This window comes from Candidatus Vallotiella adelgis (assembly GCF_020541305.1).
In the GTDB taxonomy this organism is placed as follows: domain Bacteria; phylum Pseudomonadota; class Gammaproteobacteria; order Burkholderiales; family Burkholderiaceae; genus Mycetohabitans; species Mycetohabitans adelgis.
In genome coordinates this window covers 436,999-463,362 of sequence record NZ_CP047396.1, presented here as the reverse complement: position 1 = coordinate 463,362, position 26,364 = coordinate 436,999, and the positions used below count along the sequence as shown (strand labels likewise).

The following is a 26,364-nucleotide window of genomic DNA, read 5'->3' as shown; positions in this document are numbered from 1 at the left end:
TTTTCTTATTTTATCTAAGTGAGAGCTGCAAGTAGCTAAGCGTCGTTATTTATATCGCCTATAATTTATTAAAAATAAATATTTTTAATTTTATTTTTTACATAAATATTTCTATTTTTTAAAAATTTTCTAGAAAAGAATAAGGGGGAAAATACGTGTATTTTACGACTCGTTTTTTGGTAATCTCCTCGAATAATAAGGTTAGAAATATATTTCTAATTCATAAATTATAACTTTTAATATATCCCTGGATTTTTTAGCAGAAACTGATCATATCTAGGCGAGATTAAATAAAGATTATTGAATTTTTCGAGATCGTAACGTTTGAAAGTCGGTCCAACACTTAAAAAAGATAAATAGTAAGTTCTACTAAAGCAGAAAATCAAGAAATAAAAATGAAGATTTCCTGTAGTAGGTTATTTGTATAATAGTTTTAGGGATTAAGAATTGTTAGAATACATTACGCAGTGTATTCGAACTCAATAGATCTTGTATTCTCTATGGCTGAGCAGATTGTATACGACCACCTAACGAGTCTGATTAGTATGATTATTGTCCCCGAAGTATAGAAATACACTATTTTATATAGTGCTTCCTTTCTGATGAACGGGCACTCATAGCAGCATCCTAGCCCGACTAGCTAGTTAGTAATTGCAGCGGTATAACAGCACAAGCGTATACTGTGCTGAAGATGATTAATCGACTGCGTAATAACTATTCTAAGAATTACTGATAGTAGTAATCTACGGTAATTATTAAGACGTGTCATCTGAGGGGAACTGTATTTTTCCTTGGAAAAGAAGCTGGCCTTGACAAACATAATTTACTACCTCCTTTAAGGGAGGGTGCATCTCTTTCTTTTGTAAACTACGCGATAAATAATTACATTATATATATTTAGCACATTTTCGAGCATCGCAAATATTTGATCGACCTCTATGTGCGTCACGTGCAATGTTAGCATAAATGTAAATTAGGGTGTGCGGCATTTAGCAGTAGGTCTTCCGGCGATAACTCACGTGCTTTTAGAACGATTGAGGCCCAATATCTTAGCTGACTAGAAAAACGCACGAAGTAGACCTTCGCCGCGCTCTCTACTAAGCTTGTATGATTCGGAGAGCAAGCGTAGTCGATCTGGTAGCCAGCGCTTCTACATACATGTCCGAAGTCTGGTGTGACTGGTGGCAATATTGTAGCTTCGCCGACAGCAGTCATCAACAAGCTTCCGTTATACGCTCCGTCCTGATCGACCGCTTCAAAACATATGCATGTCACGAGCCAGCAGCGCAGCTAGTGGCACGCTGCTGCTAATACCCTCTCTTTACTAGGATCATCATATCCGGCTAAATACCGCTGAGCTGATAAGCGAAAAGTACTGTAACAGTTTTTGAGCCATCTGACTTTTAACAAAGTCAAGATATTGAATTCAGCTTTTAGAGAGCCGGAAGCCTAAGTTGCATATAGCGCTTCCACGGCTGGAAGCTGTTTCGCAATGTGTAATGGCGCACGTGCCGCCTCTGAACTGATATTCCCATTTCTGTGCGAGCTTGATTGTACCCTGATTAGCTTCAGCGCCGCTATTAGCGAAAATACCCTATGAAAGCAGTTGTTGTTTGTCAATAACTTCGCTATCCGTGCCATTGGCTCATTATAGAATGCTGGAATGGGCTTAATAAGCCGTTGCATCTACTAGTTTAATGCGTTGATTATTGCGTTGTTGCAGTGCACCAAGCGCATTGACTTGCCTAGCCCCAACTGAAATCTAGATAGTGCTTACTGCTTTGTCTTTTAGCCACAATCCCTTACTGTGCGAAAAACGATGTCGGGACAATCGCGGCTGTATACAGTAAGGGATTGGCTTGGGTAGTCCCGGGAATTCATCGCCTGCCCCCACCTCCCACGGACATGAAATCGCATGTAACAATCAACGGGACCAGGAATCTGAAAATTTTCTAGCTAATCTATTGAAGATTGGCTTAATCTCAGTGTAGTATCTGGATGGCATGTACGGCGCAAGAATCGATGATAAATCAGGAACTATATCGTTGTTGTTTAACAACGCGCATGTCATATAGACATGCTACCGTACATCTCCTGTTAGATGTACGCTTTTAGATATACTATACTAGTAAAATAAGTCCGCATAAAACTCTTGAGCTGGCAGACCATGATACGTACTAAAATCGTGCTGCGCGGCCTCGACCATTGCAGAAGCACCGCATGCATATACTTGATACTTGGATAAGTCTGGTAAATCCTCGATCACAGCACGATGAACTAAGCCGATTCGGCCACACCAGTTATCGTCTGAATTGGGTGCGGAGAGGACTGGTATGAATTTAAATCTTGGTACTTCTCGCTCCCATTGCTCGCCCATATTTAGTAAGTATAGATCACTGCGCCGGTTGCCACCCCAATATAGCGTCATTGGGCGTGTAGCACCTGTAAAGCGTGCATGCTCGATAATTGCTTTGATAGGCGCAAATCCTGTTCCTGATGCAAGCAGTACAATTGGTTTATCGGAGTGTTCGCGTAGGAAAAACATGCCGAACGGACCCTCAAATCGAAGGATATCGCGTTTTTGTATTGCGTTAAACACGTGATCGGTAAAACTGCCGCCAGGAATATGCCTGATATGCAATTCGAGTGGGCCTTGATGATGCGGCGCATTTGCCATGGAATAGCTGCGGCGAGCACCGTTTTTTAGGATAAACTGGATATACTGGCCCGCTAGATATTGCAGCCGCTCATTCGCTGGAAGTTGTAGCTTAAGTACAATTACATTATGCGTCACGCGCTCTAGCGCATTGACGCGGCACGGTAGCTTCTTCACTGGCATGTCCCCTATACCAGTGATCTCATGAATATCGATTTCTAGATCTGATTGTGCCGTGGTACAGCAAAATAATGCCATTCCTTGGGCTTCTTCATTCTTCGATAGCGCTGATAATGAATGCGCACGTTGTTTGGTGCTTCCGCCTATGAGCCGGCCTTTACATAAGCCGCATGTGCCATTCTTGCAGCCGTACGGCAATCTGATACTCTGACGTAGAGCCGCTATAAGAACTGGTTCGTCAGCTTCAACTTGGAACTTCTTGCCGCTCTGTCGGAGCGTTACGCTAAATGCCATAATTCAATCAAATAATAAAAAATTTCTATTGACAGATCTAGCTAGATTAGTCTCAATAACTTTTTCCATCTAATTTCTCTCATTGTGCTGCACAGTGCCGCTGTGCTCTTCATGGCCAAGGCAAATAACTCAAAAATTGCTGTAGGGAGATTGCTAAATACCTTCTATTTTTGCTATGACGCACTCAATAGCCCGTTGTATATCGCTGCCGAAGTAGTCTAGAGGGAGGCCCATACGCACGGTAGCACAAGAAATGCTTACTAGACTCTGCTGCAAACATATGATTCAACATATCATCGCTTCACGTCATTCACGAATAGGCTGTGATGCCACTGTGCGATACCGTCATAGGTACTAGATACGCTATACTAGCCTCAGTAATTATGTATTATATATAGCCCTCCCTAAGAGTCTAAAGTGCATGTAATAGTGCGCTAGCCAGCTAGCACGTGTGGTGCGCTTCGCATTTTCATGACAATCTTATATCACGTCGGCCTATAAAGCGTCATAAAGTGATCAGAATGTTGATTCTCAGAGCTCTCGGGATTTTATGCTATTGAACGTCTGCTCAGAGAATATTGTTCATGCAAGCGCTGCACCGCATGGGAAAATCAATTAGTATTTCGACTATGGTGTTACGCGCATACAGCTTGTAATCGACACAGCGCATCATCTTGCAATGGACTGCGGCTAGACCAGGGGGTATTATTACCTGTTTATGCGAGAATCGCGCTATTATAGCCTAGCTAAACAGCCGATGCTAAATTGCACTGCCTAAGCGTAAGTACTTCTTTCGAGATCGTCGCTATCGTCAGTATAGTCTGATGATAGCGAAATACAGCGCTGCGCTAAAGATCCAACTGATCAGGTTGGCAGGTATTTTCGCTTGAGATAAGCTATAGTCAGCATACCCAGATTACTATTGAGTATAATGTGATAAACGAAATTATGATATTGGTAATTTCCAGGGGCATCGCCGGTGATGCCTGCTTCGAATAACCCTATTCTTAGGGCATCACAGTGTTTTTACTAATGAGGTGTACCTACAAGGACAACAAATAAGACGCTACCTGGCGCATGTTTTAGAGGAGACAGTCGACTTCTATGCAGCAGCAGTCATTTTCTTAATCAGCTGGTATTTTCCTTCAGTACGCATCTATTCTTAATCTGAAAACTATTGCGGCGCCGTACTAAGAGTTCCATACCTACCAGTGATATTGTGTAAAGTTTGTGTCTCTTGGTGCTGGATATTTTGCACTGAAGGCCCGTGATAACGACGTATAGTATATCTTTAATGTCTTACGCTTGGCCCCTGACCAGTTTATGAATAGCCTCATTATCGGCAAGACGAGATAATCCCTAGTATATTCGACATCTAACATATAGTTAGAGATTAATATATTGCACGCTGTATACAATAAGTTGAGTGAGAACAGATATAGAAACTCAGATAGTACTTCAGCATCTCCGAGTACTTGCGCTAAGGTAGTTTATGTAATATCAGATAGCCCTTTTCCTGATACGCTTAGCTTCTGCTAACAAGCAATCTGTGCGTGCACGCCCGCGCGTGGTATATAAGCAATTGCAAGCACTTGTTGAGCTAAGTTGATCTAATATCGGTATTATACTGCCATACAATGGCTCTTTTTCCCGCGAGGCGATGAGCTAGGTTCGAGTTTTCTGATGCAGACATTTCTCGCATTTTTTGCTGCTTTAGTGCTGGTCTTTCTTAATGGTTTTTTCGTAGCTGCGGAATTCTCCCTGGTTAAGCTGCGTGGCACACGAGTTGCAGCTATTTCTCGGCAATACGGCTGGCGGGGGCGCGTATTATCGCGCGTTCACGCCCATCTGGATGCCTATTTGTCAGCCTGCCAACTTGGCATTACACTAGCATCGCTAGGCCTAGGTTGGTTAGGAGAGCCAGCGTTTGCTAATTTGCTCGCTCCACTATTTAATATATTACAGATTGTGCCGCCGTTTGCCGATGCAATTTCACTGACTCTAGCGTTCTTAATTATTTCGTTTCTTCATATTGTAGCAGGTGAGCTTGCGCCGAAATCGCTAGCTATCCGGATGCCAGAGCGCGCTGGTCTGCTGACGGCTGTGCCGCTATATCTATTCTACTGGACCATGTATCCAGCTATTGCACTACTTAATATCAGCTCGAATCAGATGCTCGCGTGGTTTGGCTTATTAGACGCTGGACAGACGGAGGCGCCGTATGGTCGCGACGAGCTGAAGCTAATTGTGCGTGCAAGCCGATCTCATCGGCAGTTTTCAAGCGATGAGCTTAGTACTTTATCGCACTCTTTAGAGTTTGCTGAACTTACAGCATCGGACCTAATGCGCCCGCTTCGTGACGCAGTAAGTCTTAACGTGGGTCTGTTATTCGACGAGAATCTAGCGTTAGCGGAAAAAAGCCGCTACAGCCGGTATCCGCTATTTGATGAAAGTGGCGATAAAGTGCTTGGCATGGTCGATGTAAAAGACTTGCTGTTTTGTCATTTAAGAGGAGATACATCACGTGACTTATATACACTCGTACGCCCTGTTCTCGAGATATTGCCTGAAATGCCGGCACCCGAACTGCTGCGGCGATTTCGCTCGGGTGCGCCTCATTTTGCAGTAATCGGTCGTCCTGGACTGAAACCAGTTGGCTTTTGTACATTACCTGACTTACTTTCAGCGCTAGTGGGCCAAATCCAGGACGATACGCGCATGACAGATGTTGAATGGAAGCGTCAATCAGACGGCAGTATAATCGGTCGCGGCAGCTTGTCGATTGTTTCGCTCGAGCACTTGCTAGGCGTAAATTTTGGTGAGCAGTCGGCCGAGTCAGTTGGTGGTATGATTCTAGACAAACTAGGTGAATTACCGCAACAGGGGCAGATCATTGACTGTGACTCATGCCTAATCACTGTTAATGAACGAATCGGCCCACGAATTGTAACGGTTAAAGTCAGTCCGAAAACGCAACAGAGCGTAATAGCTTAGTAGCACAGATGTCATGGTTTTGCATTAGGTTGACCCAGTGTTTTCCTGTTAGATTCGAAAAATAGTATAGCGGCATCGGGCGTGGGGTAGTTTACCGAGCTGTGTTTGATGTATATGCTCTATATCCAATGATTGGAGTGCTCTATTACATAACACTTGATCTTGAATTGTTATAGTTTATTTTAGGCTATCTGAATCCAAGATAAAAAATTAGCCAGCAATATTATATTCTAAATCTTGAATTCTTTATAACTTCGGCAAGTTCAAACATTCATTTAAACTCTCTGAGACATCAGATCTTTACAGTTTTTTCGAATATCTCGATTCCAAAAATATTGATTGGTGCCCGGGGCCGGAGTTGAACCGGCATGCCTTTCGGCGGGGGATTTTCTTACCACTTCGGCTTTCGCCGCCGTTCTCTCGCAAGAGAACGTTTGTAGTCTGGAGCACGCCTTCACCTTGACTTTTAGGCTTTAGGTGCCCGCCGTCTGCTCTCTACACCTTCCAAAGAACTTATTGGCTCTAAGGCTTGGCTCGGCATGAACTCGGACTTGTCCAGGGTCTTTACCGAGTTTGACGGACTTCACCTTTAGGGTTTCCCTCAAAGGGCTCAAAATTTATTTGAGTCCCCTGTGTCTACCAATTTCACCACCCGGGCAAAAATAACTAAGCAGTTTTTAATACTGCTTTACTGATTATTACTTTATAAGAATTCTAATTTTTTTAAAACCGAATGTATTATGCAACTTAGAATTCTAGCTTCTATTATGGCGTAATTCAATATGCTCGGCAAGTATGTCATTCAATATGATCTATGCAGGCATGCTACTGATCTGCGGATGCAGTTGCCGTGCTGAGCCATGCTATAGTTGTTAGTATGTAGTACTTCTTATATCGTCAGGAAGATAGTTCTTCCTTGGGGTGGGCAATAGCATATGGCACAACACCGTTGTTGTGTACGTTTCATGATATCTTTATCTTGCAAATTTCAGATTATTATCAAGGGCTGCGGCGCAATAAACCGACGCAGCACATCGTTAACGCATGATGAATATAAACGACTAAGCTATATTACATGTTAGTTTACGATTCAATGGTCGTCGATAAATGTGCCCAAGAATACGTTTATTAGTTTTCTGTTATTTGTCCAAAAAGCTAATCATAAAAGATTAGTGACTAATACAATTTCGATTTATGCAATCTTGGAAATGGTTATACACAGAGCAGTACATTTATCTTGATTAGATAACAGTTCTACAAAAACTTACTCAGTGACCAGTTGCGCATGCTAGTCAAGAAATTACTAGATGATACCACACTGTGTAGACGATAACAGAAGACATTATATTAAGCGCATTTCCACCACGATAGATAATTCCTACGCATCGGGGAGGGATTATTATTAGTAATTAGTGCTGCATGATATAATCAAACCCTCATTGGGTCGCTATAGCAAAAACCTCCGAGATAGACTCGGACAATGCAGGATGCGATGAATACGTTAATTGAAGTCAGTGACGTTTTTAGAAACGGATTTACCACGACATAACGATTAGTAGTACGCTCTGTAACGAGAGATAGTCTAAGTCAAGAAGTAAATTTCTTATTCCGGCGCTGGTTTAAATAATAAGATTATAGGAGCGGAATAGGCGAAGTTGTGGAGCATTACTTAGTGCTCAATAATATTGATTGAGCACTTGTATATATTTCTAACTCAGCAGAAGATTAAACTGTGACTAAACCGAACCGTCTAGCAAAATATCTGTTGCGAACTAGGGTAAGGTAGTTTACCGCAATAGACTTTAAAATCTCTATGCTATTTGCAAAAGCAAATAGCACGCGCATGGCTAGGCTATACGATGTAAGTTGTACTGTGTCATGTTGACGATGCTACTCTTTTTATCACACCGTCAGTGGTGGTTAATCCAGTGAAGCGCGAGCAATCCTAATGCAAGATAAATTAGGACTGGTATTGCTGCCGTGAAGAGTGCGGGCCAAGTGTTGAGCATTCCGATATGCGCGAATATCGTATTAAGCAGCTGGAAGCTTATGCCAAGCATGATGCCGGCAAACACCTTGATGCCGACGACTCTTGCGCTTGTGTGTAGATAGGCAAATGGCAGCGACAGCACCAACATGACCAATACTGCGAATGGATAAAAAACCTTGCTCCACAGGGCTATGATATAGCGTTGCGTATTCTGGTGATTATCGCGTAAATGTTTCACGTATAACAATAGATTCGTTATCGACATTCGATCCGGCGTGATCAGCAATACTGATAAGATTTTCGGTGTTAGTGAAGAGTGCATCTGATACTTTGGCATTGAGACTTTCTCGGACCTATATACGGGATTGAGTACATCCTTATCTGTCGAAGAAGCTGGTGATATATTGTGCAGCCGGGTTTCTGTAACATTATAGAGCAGCCACTGACCTGGCCGAACGTAGCATCCACTGTTAGCAGTGCGCACGCTTGCAAGACGGAACCGTGAATCAAATTCATAGATTAGAATATTTGCAATAGTCGCATCAGGCTTTATCTCTCTCACACTTATAAAGCGTGTAATGTAGGCAGTTTTACCATTGCCTGATAGTGTATCTTTAACCCATACACTTGATCGGACCTGGCTTGATGCTGATGGGCTCAACATCTTCGAACATACGCGTTCTGATAACTGATGAGTGTAGGGGGTAACCACTTCTCCAATCACGAATGTCAGCACCACGATAGGCACACCGATTCTTAGAATCGAGCCGAGTGCACGATGCGTAGATAGCCCCGAGACGCGAAAAATCGTGAACTCAGAACTAGCTGCTATTTGCGCGAACACATGGATAGCACTAATTAGCGTGACAACCGGGATGATCTCATAGAACCGAGACGGCATTTGCAGCATCACACGCAGTATCGCATAGCTAAACTTATAGTTGCCGTGCCGCAAGGAATTCAGTTCGCTAATCAGATCGAAGAAGAAAAATAATCCTGAGCATGCAAATAAGACGAAAGCAAAGGTCAAGTAGATTTGCTTAGCAAAGTATCTTTCGTAGAGGCGCATCAGTTAGCATCTGGATCCTGTGCGCAGAGCTGATCTCTTCAGAAATAGATAGTTGCGAACGCGCAACCAAAACATGAAGGCGACGATCGCTGAGACGATCAGATGCAGTCCTAGTAGCCCAGTTAAGAATCCAATTGTGCCTTGTTCAATCAAGGCTTGAACTAAGTTCATCAGATTTGAATACATGAGATAGATAAGCACCCCAAGCAATAAATTAATCATACGGCTGCGCCGTGGGTTTTGGTATGCAAGCGGAATCGCTAGCAGCATCAGGTTTAGCGCGGTCAACGGAAGGCCGGTCCGCCACGCGAACTCTGCCAGATTGGTATTATTCGGTTCACTTAGAAGCGCGACTGTTGACATACTGCTCGCCGTCGGCCGCCGGTTCACTAGTTGTTGGGTCTGGATTTTTACCCCGTAGTGTGCGAATTCCATGATTCGGAAATCAGGCTTGCCTAGTTCCCCACTGTAGCGATGTCCGTTCTCCAACACAACAAAACGGTCACCATTCGAGTGAATTTCCGTATGAGCGGCTTGCGATACAACAACATTAACTTGGCCGTTTTCTGTGCTGGTCATGAATATGTTTTCGACGCGTTTTTGATCGAGGCTTATCTTCTCAATGAAGAACACCCGATGGTTTGTGGTGGATGTGAGAAACTGGCCGGGTACGAGCAGTGACACTTCATCGCGCTGCTGGAAGCGATCGCGGATTAGCTTGCTTTGCTTGTTTGCTAATGGCCATCCAACGAATGCAAAAAAAGTAATCAGCCCAATAACTGGCGCGGCAAATACTATGATCGGCTTAATTAATTGAGTCAAACTCATGCCAGACGAAAGCCAGATTACCATCTCGGAGTCGCGATACCAACGCGTTAGTACGAAGAGGATAGATATGAATAGCGTCGCAATCAGCATTACTGCCAGATAGCTAATCATAGTCAAACCAACTAGCACGACGACGTCGCAGGGATCGATTTCACCCAAGGCAGCAAAGCCGACGATACGGCTTATCATCGTAGTTAATACGAGGGCAAGCAGCACAAAAAAAGTTGCACCGACTGTATAGGTAAGTTCGCGCCGCAAGGCACGTTCAAGAATCATTTGGTCAACATCATGTTTGTATCTCGACTGCCGCATTGAACAATGACAGTGTTCGCGTTGCGCGTGTAGAGTAATCTACTACAGTAGGATATCCGGCGATAGCAACGCTGTAGTCAAAGAAATAGCGGATAATCGTAATTTACATCGATTAATAGACTGAAATTCTAGCCGAGGATAAGCACGATGGACTTTAGCACAGAAGCCTGTGATTGGAATAAAGCCGCGGACAGCACCTTGCTCGACGCAAAGTCGGATTGCATTGTAGTGGGCGTGTTCGACGCACAAACCCTGTTCGGTGCTGCAAAAAGACTTGATTCTATAACTAATGGTCTGGTCAGACGTTTAGTCAAAAGCGGTGATCTGGGTAGAAAAACCGGTGCAACGCTAATGTTGCATGAGGTAGATGGTGTTGGAGCATCGCGAGTATTGCTAGTAGGTCTCGGCAAGCCGGATGCGCTAGATCCGAAGACATTCACAAACGTGGCGCGCGCAGCATGGCATGCGGTATTAGCTACGCGTACAACTAGCGTGATGTGGATGCTGACTCAGGTAACTGTCAACGACCGAAATAGTGGCTGGAGTGCACGCATGAGCGTGTTAACGCTACGAGAGCTGGTTTACCAATATACGCGGACTAAGTCTAGTCCAGCGGCTGATGAGCCTCATGGTAGTGCAATAAAGCGGGTCATTGTAGTGGTGAACCCCGGAGACAAGAAGGTGGCACGCATTGCGCTAAAAGAGGGTATAGCAATTTCTAATGGTATAGATTTAACCCGCGAGCTAGGCAACTTACCGAGTAATATTTGCACTCCCACTTATTTAGCTGATGTTGCGAAACAACTAGCGAAGGACTGGAATTTAATGGTTGAGGTGCTCAATCGGCAACAGATTGAGGCATTGAGAATGGGTGCGTTTCTATCGGTCGCCAAGGGCTCGCCACAGCTGCCGCAATTCATTATTCTACAGTACCAGCCTTTTGGGGAAAAACAAGCACCGGTAGTGCTGATTGGTAAGGGTATTACGTTCGACTCGGGTGGCATCTCAATTAAGCCGGGCGAAAACATGGATGAGATGAAGTACGACATGTGCGGTGCTGGCTCAGTGCTCGGCACGTTTCGCACGATTGCTGAGATGGGCTTAAAACTAAACATTATTGGTCTAATTCCAACTTGCGAAAACATGCCGAGCGGTTATGCGAATAAACCTGGCGACATTGTGACTAGTCTGTCCGGCCAAACGATCGAGATCCTGAATACTGATGCTGAGGGGCGACTTATACTATGCGATGCACTAACATACGCCGAGCGCTTTAAACCAGCCGCTGTAATTGACATTGCGACGCTGACTGGCGCCTGCGTGATTGCGCTGGGCAGCCACAATAGTGGCTTATTTTCGAAAGACGACGCATTAGCCGATAGACTACTAGCAGCTGGCCGTTATGCGTTAGATCCCGCGTGGCGGTTGCCAATAGATGACGAATACTGTGGGCAGTTAAAGTCAAATTTCGCAGATATGGCTAATATTGGTGGGCGTCCGGCCAGTAGCGTGACTGCTGCATGTTTTCTCTCACATTTTACGAAGACCTACCCATGGGCGCATCTGGACATCGCAGGCACAGCGTGGAAGAGTGGCAGTAAAAAGGGCGCAACCGGACGCCCTGTTTCGCTGCTAACACAATTCCTTATCGATTGGGCTAAGTGATGTCGCTAGAGTACATCTAGCCGTATTAGTAAACCAGCGAAACTTAGACTATCAATGACTCGTGTAGACTTTCATACCAATGTTTCAGATCCACTAATCTATGCCTGCCGGCTAGCCCGCAAAGCCTACCAGGCCGCGCAGCCACTCGTTGTGCTGGGCCAGCTTGATCTGCTACGCACTTTTGATAAGTGGCTATGGACATTTTTTCCGCTGGACTTTATCCCGCATTGTATGGCTAGCTCACCACTAGCCGATGAAACGCCAGTAGTGCTGACCATTGACGTAAATCAGGCGCCACACTACGCCGTCTTACTGAACTTAGGCAGCGCAGTGTCGCCTCAATTTTCGCGTTTCAATCGGTTGCTTGAGGTTATTAGCAAAGAAGAGAGCGAGCTTATGGCCGGCCGTAAGCGGTACCGTGTCTATCGGGACCGCGGTTACATACTAAATATGTATCAGCAGGGCTGATAGTAAACGTTAGTTCGATACCAAATGCTGTATTAACTACAGATGAGCGATATCTGACCTGAGCGCAAAATCTATTCAGATCGCTAGACGTTCTGGTCAGTGGCTCGCTTGAGAGACCTCGAAGCAACGATGCTACCCGAAAACCTCCTCATCTACTGAAAATCAGTGCCATTTATATTTATACGCGTAAGGCGTCAGATGGTTGACGACTGACTATTGACCGTGTCATCGAAAAACTGCCTGTTCCTGAGACCGGCATCAGGATATAATGCGCAGTGCTCGCAGGCTATTCATCTGGCTTGCGGTTGACTAATAGGTCGATCTATATTCGCCATGTTCCGATGTTTGATATAAAATTAGAGTAGCAAATAGGAAACGCAATGATGCTGCATGTAGAGATGGGCTAGCACCGATTGATTTTGCGAGTGCGATCGCTTACTTGACTTCTGTAATCTAAGCGTTAGCTGACATCACTTATTACTCTATATTCTGACGAACCTTTATCAATCATCTTACACTGCAGGTATTGACGATTCGTCAGGGTGGTTGACATAGTCTTTGTCAGATCTCACCTAATTACGCCGACAGAATTTTTATCAAAGTCGGCAGTATGATGCAACTGTACCGGCTCTAGGGAAAAGCCTGCTCAAGTTTTCGCTTGGTGAATCCGTCCTGTGACGGCACCCTTGTCAGCTGGGCCAGCGAGCTCAGCATACTTAGCAAGTACACCGTGAATATAACGCGGCTCGGGTTGAGTCCATGCGGCGCGTCGTCGCGCCAGTTCAGCCAGGTCAACGTTTAATTGCAGTAGAAGTTTATGAGCGTCTATCGTAATCGAGTCGCCTTCCTGCACTAATGCAATTGTACCACCTGCAAACGCTTCTGGGGCCACATGGCCAACAACCATGCCCCAAGTGCCGCCGGAGAACCGTCCATCAGTAATCAGCCCGACTGATTTACCCAGTCCTTTGCCAATAATTGCGGAGGTTGGTGCAAGCATTTCTGGCATGCCAGGCCCACCTTTCGGGCCGAGATAGCGCAGTACTATTATGTCGCCAGCTTTAATACGGTCCGACAGAATTGCCTCAAGCGCACTTTGTTCATCATCGAACACGCGGGCCGGCCCCGTGATAATTGGGGTGTCCAGACCTGTGATTTTTGCGACTGCGCCTGATTCAGCTAGATTGCCTTTTAGAATCGCCAAGTGTCCTTCGCTGTATAGGGCTTTTTCGATTGGGAAAATTACTTGTTGATCAAGACAAGGTTGGCTTGGTACGTTTCTCAGTTCCTCAGAAATTGTGTTACCAGTAATTGTCATGCAGTCGCCGCACAGTAAGTCGGCTTCCAGTAAGAGCTTTAAAACTTGAGGAATGCCGCCGACTCGATGTAAGTTAGTAGCCACGTATTGACCGGATGGCTTCAGATTGCAGACTACTGGCACGCGCTTGCGGATGCGTTCAAAATCATCAATCGTCCACTCAACTTCGGCGGCGTTTGCAATAGCTAGATAGTGCAGTACTGCGTTAGTTGATCCGCCGGTTGCCATGATTAGCGATACGGCGTTTTCAATCGATTGGCGTGTGATAATGTCGCGCGGCTTCAGATTATTTTTGACCGCTTCAACCAGTACGTGTGCTGAAGCGGCAGCGGATTCTACCTTCTCGTCATCTGGATTGGCCATCGTAGACGAGTATAGAAGTGACATACCAAGCGCTTCGAACGACGAGCTCATCGTGTTCGCGGTATACATGCCGCCACACGAACCAGTGCTCGGACACGCGTTGCGCTCAACCCCCTCAAAGTCTTCCTGCGTCATACGGCCTGCAGAAAACTCACCGACTGCCTCAAACGACGATACGATCGTCAAATCCTTGCCTTTCCAGTGACCTGGACGAATCGTACCGCCGTAGATATAGATACCTGGCACATTCATTCGGGCTAATGCCATCATTCCACCGGGCATATTTTTATCGCAGCCGCCGATGACTACTATGCCATCCATCCATTGCCCCTGGACGCAGGTTTCGATGCAATCTGCTATTACTTCGCGCGAAACCAGCGAGTACTTCATCCCTTCTGTGCCCATTGACATGCCGTCCGATATAGTTGGCGTACCAAACGTCTGCGCATTGGCGCCAGCGATTTTAACTGAGGTAGCTGCTGCGTCAGCAAGCCGTTGTAACCCAGCATTACAGGGTGTAATCGTTGAGTGACCGTTAGCGATGCCAATCATCGGCTTATCGAAATCTTCTTCTTTATAGCCAAGGGCGTAATACATCGAGCGGTTCGGGGCACGCGCGATGCCTTGAGTGATGTTTTTCGAACGACGGTTGTACAACATAGTGTAGACCTCTTATGGCTTTGTATGACAGCATGCAGCGACGCAAATCACATATCTGAATATTATTCTAGGATAATAAGGTCGTAAAATATATGAGTTTTCATATAAACTCGTATATATCCTGCGACTTGAGTAAATAGGGTTGGTGCTTTATTGCGATGTCCTGAAAATAGCATTTCAGCTGAGTTAGCACTCGGCGTGCATACTTGGACACACTAGACAGATGCTCAGTTGAGTGGACACTACTCATGCGCTGCACCTGCTAGCATTGGCTATTATTCTGTTTGCCCTATTGCGGTAATTCGGCAAATATTGTCCACGCATTACCCTCTAGCTGTTCGGGACGACTCATATCAAGATTAACGTAACGCACTGGTGGTAGCGTGATTTTGCTCATTGTTTCTCGTTATGTGATACACCGTCATATCTACTTCTCTCGCTCAGTTAATATAATAGTCAACACTATATCGCTTGTATTATCCCAGACATTAAACACAATGTATTGCCAAGCGGAAGACAAATTGTGCGAGTTGCGCCGAAATCGCCTTACAATTTGTAGCGCATGAGAATCGCCATCCTAGTGCTGGCGGGTTTTATCGATGTTCGTGCTTACCCTATTAATTATTTAGCATTAACTAATCTTAAGTTCTTATCGTGCTGATTCATCCGCATTTCGATCCTATTGCGGTCCACCTCGGACCGCTCGCAATTCGCTGGTACGGATTGATGTACCTAGTTGCATTTACTACGGCGATTTTTGTCGGTCGGCTACGGCTACGTCTGCCGCATGTCTCGGTGCAAGGTTGGACATGGCGCGATATCGACAATATGCTATTTTTTAGCATATTAGGTGCGATTCTCGGCGGCCGCCTAGGCTACGTACTATTTTACAAGGCTAACTTCTACCTTAGACATCCAGTTGATATTTTTAAAGTCTGGGAAGGTGGGATGTCGTTCCACGGTGGATTTTTAGGCGTAACGCTCGCGCTCTTTATGTTTGCGTATCAATACAACTATACGTGGCTGCATGTTACTGATTTTATCGCGCCGATTGTACCACCAGGATTAGCAGCCGGACGGCTCGGTAATTTCATCAATGGCGAGCTGTGGGGGCGCGTCATTGCACCAGATGCTTGGTGGGCTATGGGATTTCCTGGTGCAGTCAATGAAGATTTAAAGTGGTTCACATCGCATCCGATGAAAGTCGCGCAATGGAATTTACTAGAAGTATTTCAACGCCACCTAATGCTTCCGCGCCATCCGTCACAGCTTTATGAAATCGCACTGGAAGGCGGAGCGCTCTTTATCGTTCTCTGGTGCTTCGCATGCAAGCCGCGTCCACCTGGCGCCGTCTCAGCAATTTTCTTACTTGGCTATGGCATAGCACGTTTTAGTGTTGAATTCACTCGTGAGCCGGACGACTTTTTGGGGTTGCTCACCTTCAATTTATCGATGGGGCAGTTGCTTTCTTTGCCGATGATTATTAGTGGAACACTAATGTTTGCCTGGTCTTACAGGAGGAATACTAATTCACTTAGCTCTGGCTCACCCTACTAGCATACACTGCGACTTCGCATTGTTCTGTGCCAGGCTATTAGCTACCATGCCATAGAACAGCCGCGAGCCTTTATCGGCTTCCTGGTTATATGCTATTATGCAATAATGTTACGTAGTCTTTATATGACTAACTCTTAGTTTTATAATACTGCTCTAGAGCTTGGATCAGCTTAGTGCCCATGTTGTAAACCAGAGTCATGATATCTAAAACCGGATGATCTAAGCTAGACAGTCATCCTACTAGCGCTACGTTGAGCAATAGTTCATGAGATAAAGATACTCTTAGTATAACCTATTTTCCTAGGTTTCTAACTAGGTTTTTGGTTTCAAATATAAGGACCAAAAACCTTAGGAAGCTACGGAAAAAGCACATTATCCGTTAAGCGAAGTGCTACAGACGCTTGTGCTGAAATGTCATAACCATATTACCGCCCTAGTTTTTAAACTAGGGCCCTGGTAAGTCAGGAAGAAAAAACTATAAGTTATTTTATGAGAATCTTGAGTCATACCAGCAAATCAACATTGCATAATTTATATTATTCTATATTACCTTGGCGGATAGCTTCAGTGAGTTGAGTATTCATACTGCGTATTGTGCGCTCAATTTCCCCTGTAGGAAATGCTTCGCTGCGCCAAATACTCTTTTGTAATTGCAAAAACTCAGAGGCAATCGATAGAGCGGCTATCACAGCGATTCGATCATGGCCTCGTACGCTGTACGTAGCGCGCACTTTATTTACTTCTTGATTTACACACTCGGCTGCTTCACGCAGCGCGGGTTCGTTTGCAGGAGAAGTGGCGAATCGATACGATTGGCCAAGGATTGACACATCGATCTCTTTCGTTGTCATGCGGTTTCCCCTTGGGGATCATTGCTAAACGCAGTCAAAAGTGCATCACCGGCCTGGGATGGTTTTACCTCCAGTAGACTGTCTGCAAGTCTCGTATTCGGGAGTTTTTCTAGGATTGCGTTCAAGCGAACTTGTGCATCGTCGATTTTTGCGCATAACGTATCGCGTTCACGTTGCGCCTGTTCTAGTTGAGCCCAAAGCGTGTCGCGTTGTGCGCGCGCTACCTTAAGTTGCTGCTCAACAGCTAGCCGCGCTTGTTGATTCCGGTCGTTAATTTCAACTAGTCGATTAATATTTTTGGACAAATTTTCAAGTTCAATCAGCATTATTTCGTCCTCTGCAGAAACGCTATTTTAGCGCGGTTCTAGTAGCATTCGGCAGTCTCCACAAACTTGTATTGGAAAGCAATAGGCGGCTGGTTCAAGTCATTGCTGCTCCTCCATATAGCGTACCCATACTTGCGGTACTTTTCATGCTTATGCGTACGCTATCGCTTCATAGCTCTATAGAAGACGGACGGCAAAGTTTATGCGTATTGGTCAATCCGCGCTATCCGTCACTACGGTAAGCTACTCGCTTTTCTTAAAATTAAGCTTTTCCACCACTACTTATATAATGGGGAAAGGCCGGTCTGATGTCCGTCAATCTTGGATAGTTACTGAGAGCACAAAGCGTGTGGCATGTTAGTACATTACTGCACTGCATCTGATAATCATAGTGATATATAGCTAGGGGCGGGAAGGTAGAGTGCAGTCCAAGCATAAAAAAGCGCGAAGATATGTACTGCATCAGCAATGTTGCAAACTTTTGCTAGTTTTTTTATACATGGTATATAAGCCATATTATAGATTTTTTTAGACTATTCATGAGATCTCCCGCCGACCAGATTCGGGCGTTGGCAACAAGCTCGGATATGCGTATGGTGGTATCTTAATCTATCCATAATACTAGCGTTTCGGCAGGTACTAATGCCACCCCCCCCTAGGAAACTGATTCTAGACTTATGAAAATGGCGAACGCTGTGCGTCGCGCAGATCACTCGCAACAGCGGTGCAATTTATGCGTAGCTTAGTAATTGCATAAATAGTGGTCATGTCGAATAGTGACATGTGTCGACCATACGATGATTATGGGGGGTCGCGATGAAAATCGCTCAGATTCTACTGAATTAGGTCAAGTGCGTCGAGGTTGTCAATAGCAACGTATCGGCGCTGTAGCCGATTAAGCAGGAAAAGTGGAATCGTGGGGTTGTTTATATAACAGCGGTAGTTATTCGACACGCTTTATACTAGGAGTAGGGTGACGTATTTTCAAGATTGATGGTGGTGATAGGTATTATATCCAACCTTACGCGCTAGATAAGATGCGCCGATGCGTTGCTGCTGCTACTGGCTGAGCATCATCATCCTAGCTGCACTGCATTATTATATTTTTCTTACCAAGTAACTTGCCTAGCATCAGCTTGCTCTAGTACGTTCTGGCCTGCCGTGCTCGCTGATGAGGCAGCCATTTAATACGAGCTAGCTAACAGCGATTAGTTTATGTGGGTATTATCTATTATGTAAGTCGCTGCTCTGGAGAGCACTATCTATCGTAATAAATGCTAACTCCAGGAAATATAGTAAAGGGATACTGTTGCCTAATTTCGTGGGCTATTCACCCGGCTACCAAATAGATTCGAGTATAAGGTAGTCGTCAGACTACCTGTTTGTCTTGCGCACGCTTCAATCTAGCGCCATCTCTTATCGAGCGTTTATGCTCGCACGTGGCCGTATACTCTTCATCATATTTTATTCGTCCAAGCATACTTGGTGCAGCTTAAAGCTATAATGTAAGCAGGTATTGTCGATTTATTGTTAATCAACAGAAGCGTAGCGCTTGATAAGCGGATTGCTCGCTTACATGCAACCTACAGCGGAATTTATTTAGTAAGAGTAGGATTACTATCCTATATGATATAGATCATATAAGTAGTTAAGTATCTACTGATAATATTCAATACGTCAACGTCAATCTGCTGATTTTCTGTCGCCTGAGTTTAAAAAAATTTTGTCGATTTTTCCGGAAATTTTATAGTTTATTTACATGAATGTATATATGATAGATTATCGATTTTAGCATCATACATTGCATGAATTAGCACCTCGTACAAATTTCAAAGAAATAAGGCCAGAAACTACAAAAAAAGAGCTAACTAACCGCACGCGGGCAATCAAATTTCTAGATTGTCGAGGAGCCGGGTTGCTCCAAGTCGTGCAGCGGCTAGGACTACGAGCGGTTTATGCCATTCCTGTGGCTGAATTGCGTGCAGGTTAGCGCGTTTACGAAGCGTAATATAATCGGGCTTCCAGCCGCGCTTAGTTAAGGTATCAAGCGCCTCCAGCTTAATTTTGGAGAAATTTCGGTTACCTGAGAGTATACTGTCTCGTATACGCTGCAGTGTATAATATAAATTTGGCGCTTCGACACGTTCTGATGGTATCAAATACATATTACGTGACGATAGTGCGAGTCCATCTATATCGCGCTCTGTCTCGGCGGCGATTATTTCGACAGGAAGCGCGAATTGCTCGCACATTTGCCGCACAATAATTAATTGCTGATAGTCTTTCTTACCAAACACTACGATGCGGGGCTGAACGCACGATATCAGCTTCATTACGACCGTGCAAACACTCCGAAAAAAACCAAGTCGGAATTCGCCCTCTAGAATATCTCCCAGATGGTGTGGCGGGTGTATATAATATTCCTGAGGATGTGGATATATATCTTGCTCAGTCGGCGCGAATAATATGTAGACATTTTCTTGTTGTAACTTATCGATGTCACTATCGAGTGAACGCGGATACTTGTCAAAATCCTCGTTCGGCCCGAATTGTAGTCGATTGACGAAGATGCTAGTGACTACTGGGTGACCGTGTTGGCGTGCCAAGCGTATCAGCGATAAGTGTCCTTTGTGCAAATTGCCCATTGTGGGCACGAATGCGACGCGGTTCTGCCCGCGTAGCTGGTCGCGTAATTCGATGATCGAGCTAATAACTTTCATATAGCGAAAAAGGCCGTTGAACGGCAATTTAGGTTTCCGAGTACGGCAGCCGACTGTAAATCGATGCGAATGACTCAGCCTTCAAATCTTGCACAACGCTTTACGAGACATAGAGCGGTTCAGAAATAACGATGCATAGCTGGCACACTTTTGCATGTGACCTAATAACGTCGCTCAGGTCGTTCTCGTATAGGTAATCAAGGTATCCCACCAGCCAGCAAGTCTTCCATATCTTCATCGGCATTAACTTAGAACTGCTAGTCTGGAATTTACATCTATAACTTGAGATTGATTATTTTTTCTGCTATTAGAAAGCACTTAGTCTCTTACTCTAAGTACAGCATATTGCTATCATCGGTATAGCCTAAGCACTAAGCGATGATTTTTATCCTAGAAATACTGAGCATACCAAAATTTTGCTTGCGGATTAGATGATGTAGTAAATTAAGTACTTTCTCATGTTCTTCCAAAAGAACTAATAGTGTCACCAAATATGCGAAAACTGCATGCTATAACCGTGTCTAGCTCCGCATCGTCAGCCAGCACGCAGCGTACGATTTAGATCTACCACCAGGGTTGTTTGGCTCTTGAGAATTACTTACGCTGGAAATTCGTGGTACACGTAAAGCACTTTGGAATACATATTTTCCTTCGGCAAGTGCGTTTGCCCATAATGACAGATTATTTCATTTCTGTTCCTTGAATGCAGCATAACAACAGAGTGTTATAGTATTTTAGATCGTTTTTATACGGTTTTTCGATGTTATGGTATATAAAAGAATAACGCTATAATAATGGTATAGCCAATTTTTTATATACTGGAGCTACACCAAACTATATAAAAATTGACATATAGTCCGCTTAAACTACTAGACACGTTGAGATGTATTGTGCTTCGCTAAGCGGCATAATTTTTAATGAGAAATTTAAGATTCTTATCACAGTAGTTTGACACGAAATACGCGCCCTATTTCTACCGAAAAGTATTTCGATCTGGTAGCCCTGTACCGGCATTACGTAGTTGTTTACTAGGTTGATTCCGCTAAGGTTGCATACTATACAGAGTATGCTTTGATTGACAAGTAGACAGATGTTCATACAGACGACGCACAAGATATTACAATTATCTCGTTAAGACACTTGTAGTTGTCCGCTACCTAGGTGCTCGTATGTACGGATCGCCCCATCTCTATTGAGATTTCCATCATGCGGCATTATTTTTAATCTATGATTAGGGGCAGAAAACGCTGCACTATACTGACGTTAGCTTCCTCAGTTTAAAAATGTCGTTGGTGTACTCATGGAGTACGTATCTATGGTGGCGTAGTTGTTGATTTTATATAATATGTGTGATCTAGTATTCGCGCGCGCAGTCAAACTGCTTAGCTTGGACCGTTTATGGCGTAAAACTTTGCTAGTCCAGCCGCCGCTTCGGAGATTTTAAAAAATAACAAAGATTAGTACACGCTAGTTCGTTATTTGGATTATAGAGATACCGCTTGATTTTCTTTTCTCATCTACTGACAGCGTAGCAATATCGCGCCCGCGGATACATTACACTTTATCGTGTAGTACAGTACTAGGTTAACAATTATTACCTGAGATTACCGATCAGTTCCTCTGTATGGAACAACTTATCTGCATTCCTAAAAAAATATTATTCCTTCTTGTTTCGCCTATGGTAGGGGGCAGCCTACATTCACATTCGGCTGCCATGACTAGCGATTAACGGCGAGCAGCGCGTCAATCTGTTTTTGGTCTACACGCTGTATTAGATGCTGGTATGGCTTGATCGACCGCGCTGAGGAGAGAGGTGTCGTGACATCTGCCCATTTCAGCGGGTCAATTGAGAGAAATGTTTCAACGGATTTAGCAAGCTTTGGCAGCACGGGCTTGAGCGCTAGCGTGAGTAACCGGAATGCTTCAAGGCTGACGCTGCACGTTTCATGTAGAGCCACCGCATTAGCGGGATTTTTAGCCTTTTCCCAAGGCTTCGCAGCATCCACGTACACGTTGACAGCGTCTGCTAGCTCCATTATCTGGCGTAGTGCGCGACTGTATTCGCGGCTTTCGTAGTACGTTGGGATCATTGGGATTGCAGCTCGCAGCTGGACTAGAAGTCGATGGTTCATCGCGCTGTCGTGTACGCGTGCATCGAACCACTTGATCAAAAAACCCGCTGTGCGGCTTGCGATATTTACATACTTACCAACCAAATCACTGTTCACGCGTGCCCGGAAGTCCTCAAGGTTTAGGTCGATGTCTTCCATCGTACTGTTAAGCTTTGCAGCAATGTAGTAGCGCAGCCATTGCGGATCTAAGCCGCTCGTAATGTAGCTATTTGCATTGATAAAAGTTCCGCGGGATTTAGACATTTTCGTGCCGTCCACGGTTAGAAAACCATGCGCGAATACGTTAGTCGGTGCACGGTATCCAGAGAACTGGAGAGTAGCAGGCCAGAATAGCGTGTGGAAATACAGAATATCTTTTCCAATGAAGTGGTATTGCTCAGTGGTCGTTCCTGGACGAACCCATTCCTCAAAATCTAAACTGAGCCGATCACATAATTTTTTGAAGCTTGCATAGTAGCCAATAGGTGCATCGAGCCAAACGTAGAAGTACTTACCTGGCACGCCTGGGATTTCGAAGCCGAAGTAAGGTGCATCGCGCGAAATATCCCAGTCAGTGAGCTTTGTATTTCCATCTTCACCAATCCACTCTCTCATTTTTTTAGTAGCTTCTTCCTGTGCAAGTTGACCGACCCAGTCTCGTAGGAAAGTCTCGCAGCGTGGATCGGATAGTCTAAAAAAATAGTGCGTTGATGTTTTTTTCACCGGCGTCGCGCCAGATAATACTGAATACGGTTTTCCTAGCTCAGTTGGCCGGTACGTTGACCCACATACCTCACAACTATCACCATATTGATCTTTCTCGCCGCATTTCGGGCATTCGCCTTTGATAAAACGGTCTGGCAGAAACATCTCCTTAGCTGGGTCATACGCCTGCTCAATATCTCGCTCCGCAATCAACCCAGCCTCATGGAGTGCGGTAAAAATCCGTTCAGACAAAATTCGGTTTTCGTCTGAGTCTGTTGAGCAATAATTATCGAACGAAATCAAAAAATGATCAAAATCGCGCTTGTGCTCCCGCCAGACACGCTCGATTAACTGCAGTGGCGTAATGCCCTCAGACTGTGCGCGAAGCATGATTGCTGTGCCATGAGTATCGTCCGCACCGACGTAATATGCCTCGTGACCATGCATTCGCATCGCGCGCACCCAGATATCAGCCTGGATATACTCAACGAGATGGCCAATATGAATCGGGCCGTTCGCGTACGGCAGTGCAGATGTAACAAGCATACGGCGCAGCGCGCCGGTAGAGACGGGGTCTGACATGATAGATAGGATGTTTGATTTGATGAAAACAAGATAGAGAGTCGATCTTAGCAGGCGCGATTGTGATAGCGCGGTCACGAAAGAGAAATGCGTGAGGTAATATTTTTGTACTGCACCATAGACTTAACGGGTGCTGGTGGGTTATCGCGTCGGGCTAAAAGCTGAGGCTTGAGGTTTCGAGCCACGGCGCAATAAAACCAAGAGTGCTGCTAGGTACTTTTATGAGCTAGGCATAGAATCATCGAGAGCGTTCGACAAAATCTCTATTAACAACGGCCGATATATCCCGGCAACACAAAGATACATCGCGGTAGCATGAAATAAAAGTTATGCTATCCGCGGCTGACCTACATATTATTTCCGGGATCGGCCGTCTTGTGCACGGCTTTCTGGGCTAGCTGTTCTTCGGCGTTTTAATGCCACGAAATACACATGTACTGCAGCTCGCTCGTGTTTTTATGTTGTCGGTTAATCTTAGAGTGTTAAGTTTTCAGGGTTTACGTCACTCGATTGAGGATGAACATGAGCAAATATATAACCATGTAGCTATTCGCGTTAAACTATTCTAAGTTTGGAATATTTTTTAGTGAGCTGTTCGGTTGTGTATATTCTAAGATAGGGTTATCAGTATCGATAGCTGCACACTTTTTGTCTACTCGCTTTCTTTGATCATACCGTCTCGTCTGAGGTGCTATTTTAGGTGTCTAGTATAGTGTTCAAACAAATCATAATAGCGAAAGTTAAATGATACACTTGTGCGGTGTTTCATACGTTAATTTTATTAAAATTAATGTGCATGGCCTACCCCCTAAAAAGAGGTAGACTGATCGGCGGTATTAGGGCGTGATTACTAGATAGGCATGACCAAAGCATTAGAGCTTTTCGCCCTAATGCGATACACGACAAGCTCCTTGAACACTCTTTTGTAATGTTTGATCTACGATTTAGCATAAAGTTTTATTTACGGGGCGAGGGGCATGAGCAGGTTAGATAAAATACCTCAAATAGCGGAACAACTATGACAATCGATAAAGCCCAAATCGATGCTATTTTGCACAGCGTGATTGATCCGAATACAACGGAGCCGGTAACTGCAGGAAAAGGGGTGCGTAATATCGCGATTGATGGTGACGCAATATCACTCGAGGTCGTTTTAGGTTATCCAGACAAAAGTCAGGATTCGCTGATTCAAGCGCGTGTTGAAAAAGCGCTGCGTGCTGTACAGGGAGTAGTACATCTGCATGTGGTAGTATCCCACCAAATCATGACGCACTCAGTACAGTGTGGCGTGCAGTTGCTACCGAACGTGCGCAATATTATTGCGGTCGCTTCTGGAAAGGGCGGGGTCGGGAAGAGTACAACATCCGCGAACATCGCGCTTATGTTAACCGCCGAAGGCGCGTCAGTCGGCGTGTTAGATGCCGACATCTACAGCCCGTCGCAACCGACAATGCTCGGCATCGAAGGCCATCCAGCATCCGAGGACGGAAAGACGATGATGCCGCTTGAGGGCTATGGCGTACAGGTAAACTCGATCGGGTTCCTTGTTGAACAGAGCGATCCTATGATATGGCGCGGGCCAATGGCCGCATCCGCGCTCGAGCAGTTGTTACGGCAAACGAATTGGCACAATTTAGACTATTTAATCGTCGATATGCCTCCCGGCACCGGCGATATTCAACTCACATTTTTGCAGCGCGTGCCAGTAACTGGCGTTGTCATTGTTACAACACCGCAAGAAATTGCATTGCTGGGCGCGCGAAAAGGTTTAAAGATGTTCAAGAAGTTTGGCGTACCGATCTTAGGTGTCGTCGAAAATATGAGCATTTATACTTGCTCCCACTGCGGCCACGGCGAGCCGATTTTTGGCGACGCCGGCGGCAAGCGCCTCTGTGCGCAGTATGGCACACCGTTTCTAGGTAGCCTACCTCTGGATCTTAGCATCCGAGAGCATGCTGATTTAGGGCGTCCAATAGTGGGTACTAACCCGAACGGGCGGATCGCTGGCTTGTATCGCGACATTGCTCGCCAACTCTCGGTCCAGATTGCGAAGCTGTCGCTCGATACGAGCTGGAGGTTTCCGAGTATTATCGCGCAGAATATATAACTAGGTTCTATAACGTTCTTCGTTGCAAGAAGCCTCGCTAGATATACTGAAAACAGATGATGAAAAATTACTTAGTAGCCTGAAGCCTAATGAAATTGGAATAAAAGTACAATCTTTTCAACGCGATGCAACGCGATGAGCACATTGCTCGAGGCAAGCATAGTGCTACCTAGGTCGTGGCTCTATTTTTAGCAATTTTTAGCAATTACAAAAGCGTGCCAGTATCCGGTTCGTATCAGAACGACCGTGCAGCATAGCACAATCATGTTAATAGATCATCCGAACAAGCGCTACTACTCGGCGGGTTTCTGGGTCCCGGAAAACAAGTACGTGAAGTCGTGGAAACAGCCGGCTGCCATAGTTTACTAAACTATGGCAGCCGCGAACAGCGGAGTGTGCAGGATGCATTGTATTGCGCACGTATCTGCCGATAGCATGTACTCGGCGTTCAGCTGTGTTTTAATCGTGCATCGTGACGCGTCAGAGTATTGTGTATTTGCGCCCCGCAACGTAGATATAGTGTTGGGGGAGCTGAGACATTATTCAAAAATTAATCCTTATGCTGTCATGAGGATTGGTGGCGCTAAGTTCTTTTATTCTTTTTCAGC

13 protein-coding genes and 1 pseudogene are annotated in these 26,364 nt (G+C 45.0%); 5 read left to right on the top strand and 9 right to left on the bottom strand.

Annotated features, from left to right (window positions below):
* Positions 1 to 957 precede the first annotated feature (957 nt).
* A complete protein-coding gene (locus tag GJV44_RS01700; protein ID WP_226806767.1) occupies positions 958 to 1,221 on the bottom strand; it encodes a hypothetical protein in 264 nt (87 codons plus the stop codon).
* Between the two features lie 904 nt (positions 1,222 to 2,125).
* Positions 2,126 to 3,130: a CDP-6-deoxy-delta-3,4-glucoseen reductase gene (locus GJV44_RS01695; RefSeq protein ID WP_226806766.1), complete on the bottom strand. Its 1,005-nt coding sequence runs from the start codon at positions 3,128 to 3,130 to the stop codon at positions 2,126 to 2,128.
* A 1,683-nt stretch (positions 3,131 to 4,813) separates the two neighbouring features.
* On the opposite strand from GJV44_RS01695, the gene GJV44_RS01690 reads away from it, so the two are divergent.
* The gene (locus GJV44_RS01690) at positions 4,814 to 6,124 is read left to right on the top strand and encodes a hemolysin family protein (protein WP_226806765.1); all 1,311 of its coding nucleotides are present in this window, start codon (positions 4,814 to 4,816) and stop codon (positions 6,122 to 6,124) included.
* 1,910 nt (positions 6,125 to 8,034) lie between these two features.
* On the opposite strand, the gene lptG is transcribed toward GJV44_RS01690, so the two are convergent.
* Positions 8,035 to 9,183, bottom strand: coding sequence for an LPS export ABC transporter permease LptG (gene lptG / locus GJV44_RS01685; protein WP_226806764.1), 1,149 nt, complete (start codon positions 9,181 to 9,183; stop codon positions 8,035 to 8,037).
* A 3-nt stretch (positions 9,184 to 9,186) separates the two neighbouring features.
* Positions 9,187 to 10,287 (bottom strand): LPS export ABC transporter permease LptF, encoded by a 1,101-nt coding sequence (lptF, locus tag GJV44_RS01680; protein ID WP_226806861.1) that lies wholly within the window; start codon positions 10,285 to 10,287, stop codon positions 9,187 to 9,189.
* A gap of 183 nt (positions 10,288 to 10,470) precedes the next feature.
* Between lptF and GJV44_RS01675 the strand changes: the two genes are divergently transcribed.
* On the top strand, positions 10,471 to 11,988 hold the full coding sequence (locus tag GJV44_RS01675) for a leucyl aminopeptidase (protein WP_226806763.1): 1,518 nt from the start codon (positions 10,471 to 10,473) through the stop codon (positions 11,986 to 11,988).
* A gap of 54 nt (positions 11,989 to 12,042) precedes the next feature.
* Positions 12,043 to 12,456 (top strand): DNA polymerase III subunit chi, encoded by a 414-nt coding sequence (locus tag GJV44_RS01670; RefSeq protein ID WP_226806762.1) that lies wholly within the window; start codon positions 12,043 to 12,045, stop codon positions 12,454 to 12,456.
* Positions 12,457 to 13,102: 646 nt separating this feature from the next.
* On the opposite strand, the gene ilvD is transcribed toward GJV44_RS01670, so the two are convergent.
* The gene (gene ilvD / locus GJV44_RS01665; RefSeq protein WP_226806761.1) at positions 13,103 to 14,797 is read right to left on the bottom strand and encodes a dihydroxy-acid dehydratase; all 1,695 of its coding nucleotides are present in this window, start codon (positions 14,795 to 14,797) and stop codon (positions 13,103 to 13,105) included.
* A 654-nt stretch (positions 14,798 to 15,451) separates the two neighbouring features.
* Here ilvD and lgt point away from each other — a divergent pair.
* Positions 15,452 to 16,354 (top strand): prolipoprotein diacylglyceryl transferase, encoded by a 903-nt coding sequence (gene lgt, locus GJV44_RS01660; protein WP_226806760.1) that lies wholly within the window; start codon positions 15,452 to 15,454, stop codon positions 16,352 to 16,354.
* A 536-nt stretch (positions 16,355 to 16,890) separates the two neighbouring features.
* Here lgt and GJV44_RS01655 read toward each other — a convergent pair.
* The 4 genes and pseudogenes from GJV44_RS01655 to metG all read right to left on the bottom strand — a co-directional run.
* Entirely contained in the window at positions 16,891 to 17,205 is a 315-nt protein-coding gene (locus GJV44_RS01655) for a cell division protein ZapA (protein ID WP_226806759.1), read from the bottom strand.
* Entirely contained in the window at positions 17,202 to 17,531 is a 330-nt protein-coding gene (locus tag GJV44_RS01650; protein ID WP_226806758.1) for an ATPase, read from the bottom strand. The genes GJV44_RS01655 and GJV44_RS01650 overlap by 4 nt, the downstream gene beginning before the upstream one ends.
* Positions 17,532 to 19,417: 1,886 nt before the next feature.
* Entirely contained in the window at positions 19,418 to 20,251 is an 834-nt protein-coding gene (gene panC / locus GJV44_RS01645; protein ID WP_226806757.1) for a pantoate--beta-alanine ligase, read from the bottom strand.
* A 1,721-nt stretch (positions 20,252 to 21,972) separates the two neighbouring features.
* Positions 21,973 to 23,649, bottom strand: a pseudogene (gene metG, locus GJV44_RS01640) (methionine--tRNA ligase); the annotation flags it as partial.
* A gap of 1,018 nt (positions 23,650 to 24,667) precedes the next feature.
* Between metG and apbC the strand changes: the two are divergent.
* Positions 24,668 to 25,756, top strand: a complete 1,089-nt coding sequence (gene apbC, locus GJV44_RS01635) for an iron-sulfur cluster carrier protein ApbC (RefSeq protein WP_226806755.1) — start codon at positions 24,668 to 24,670, stop codon at positions 25,754 to 25,756.
* Positions 25,757 to 26,364 lie beyond the last annotated feature (608 nt).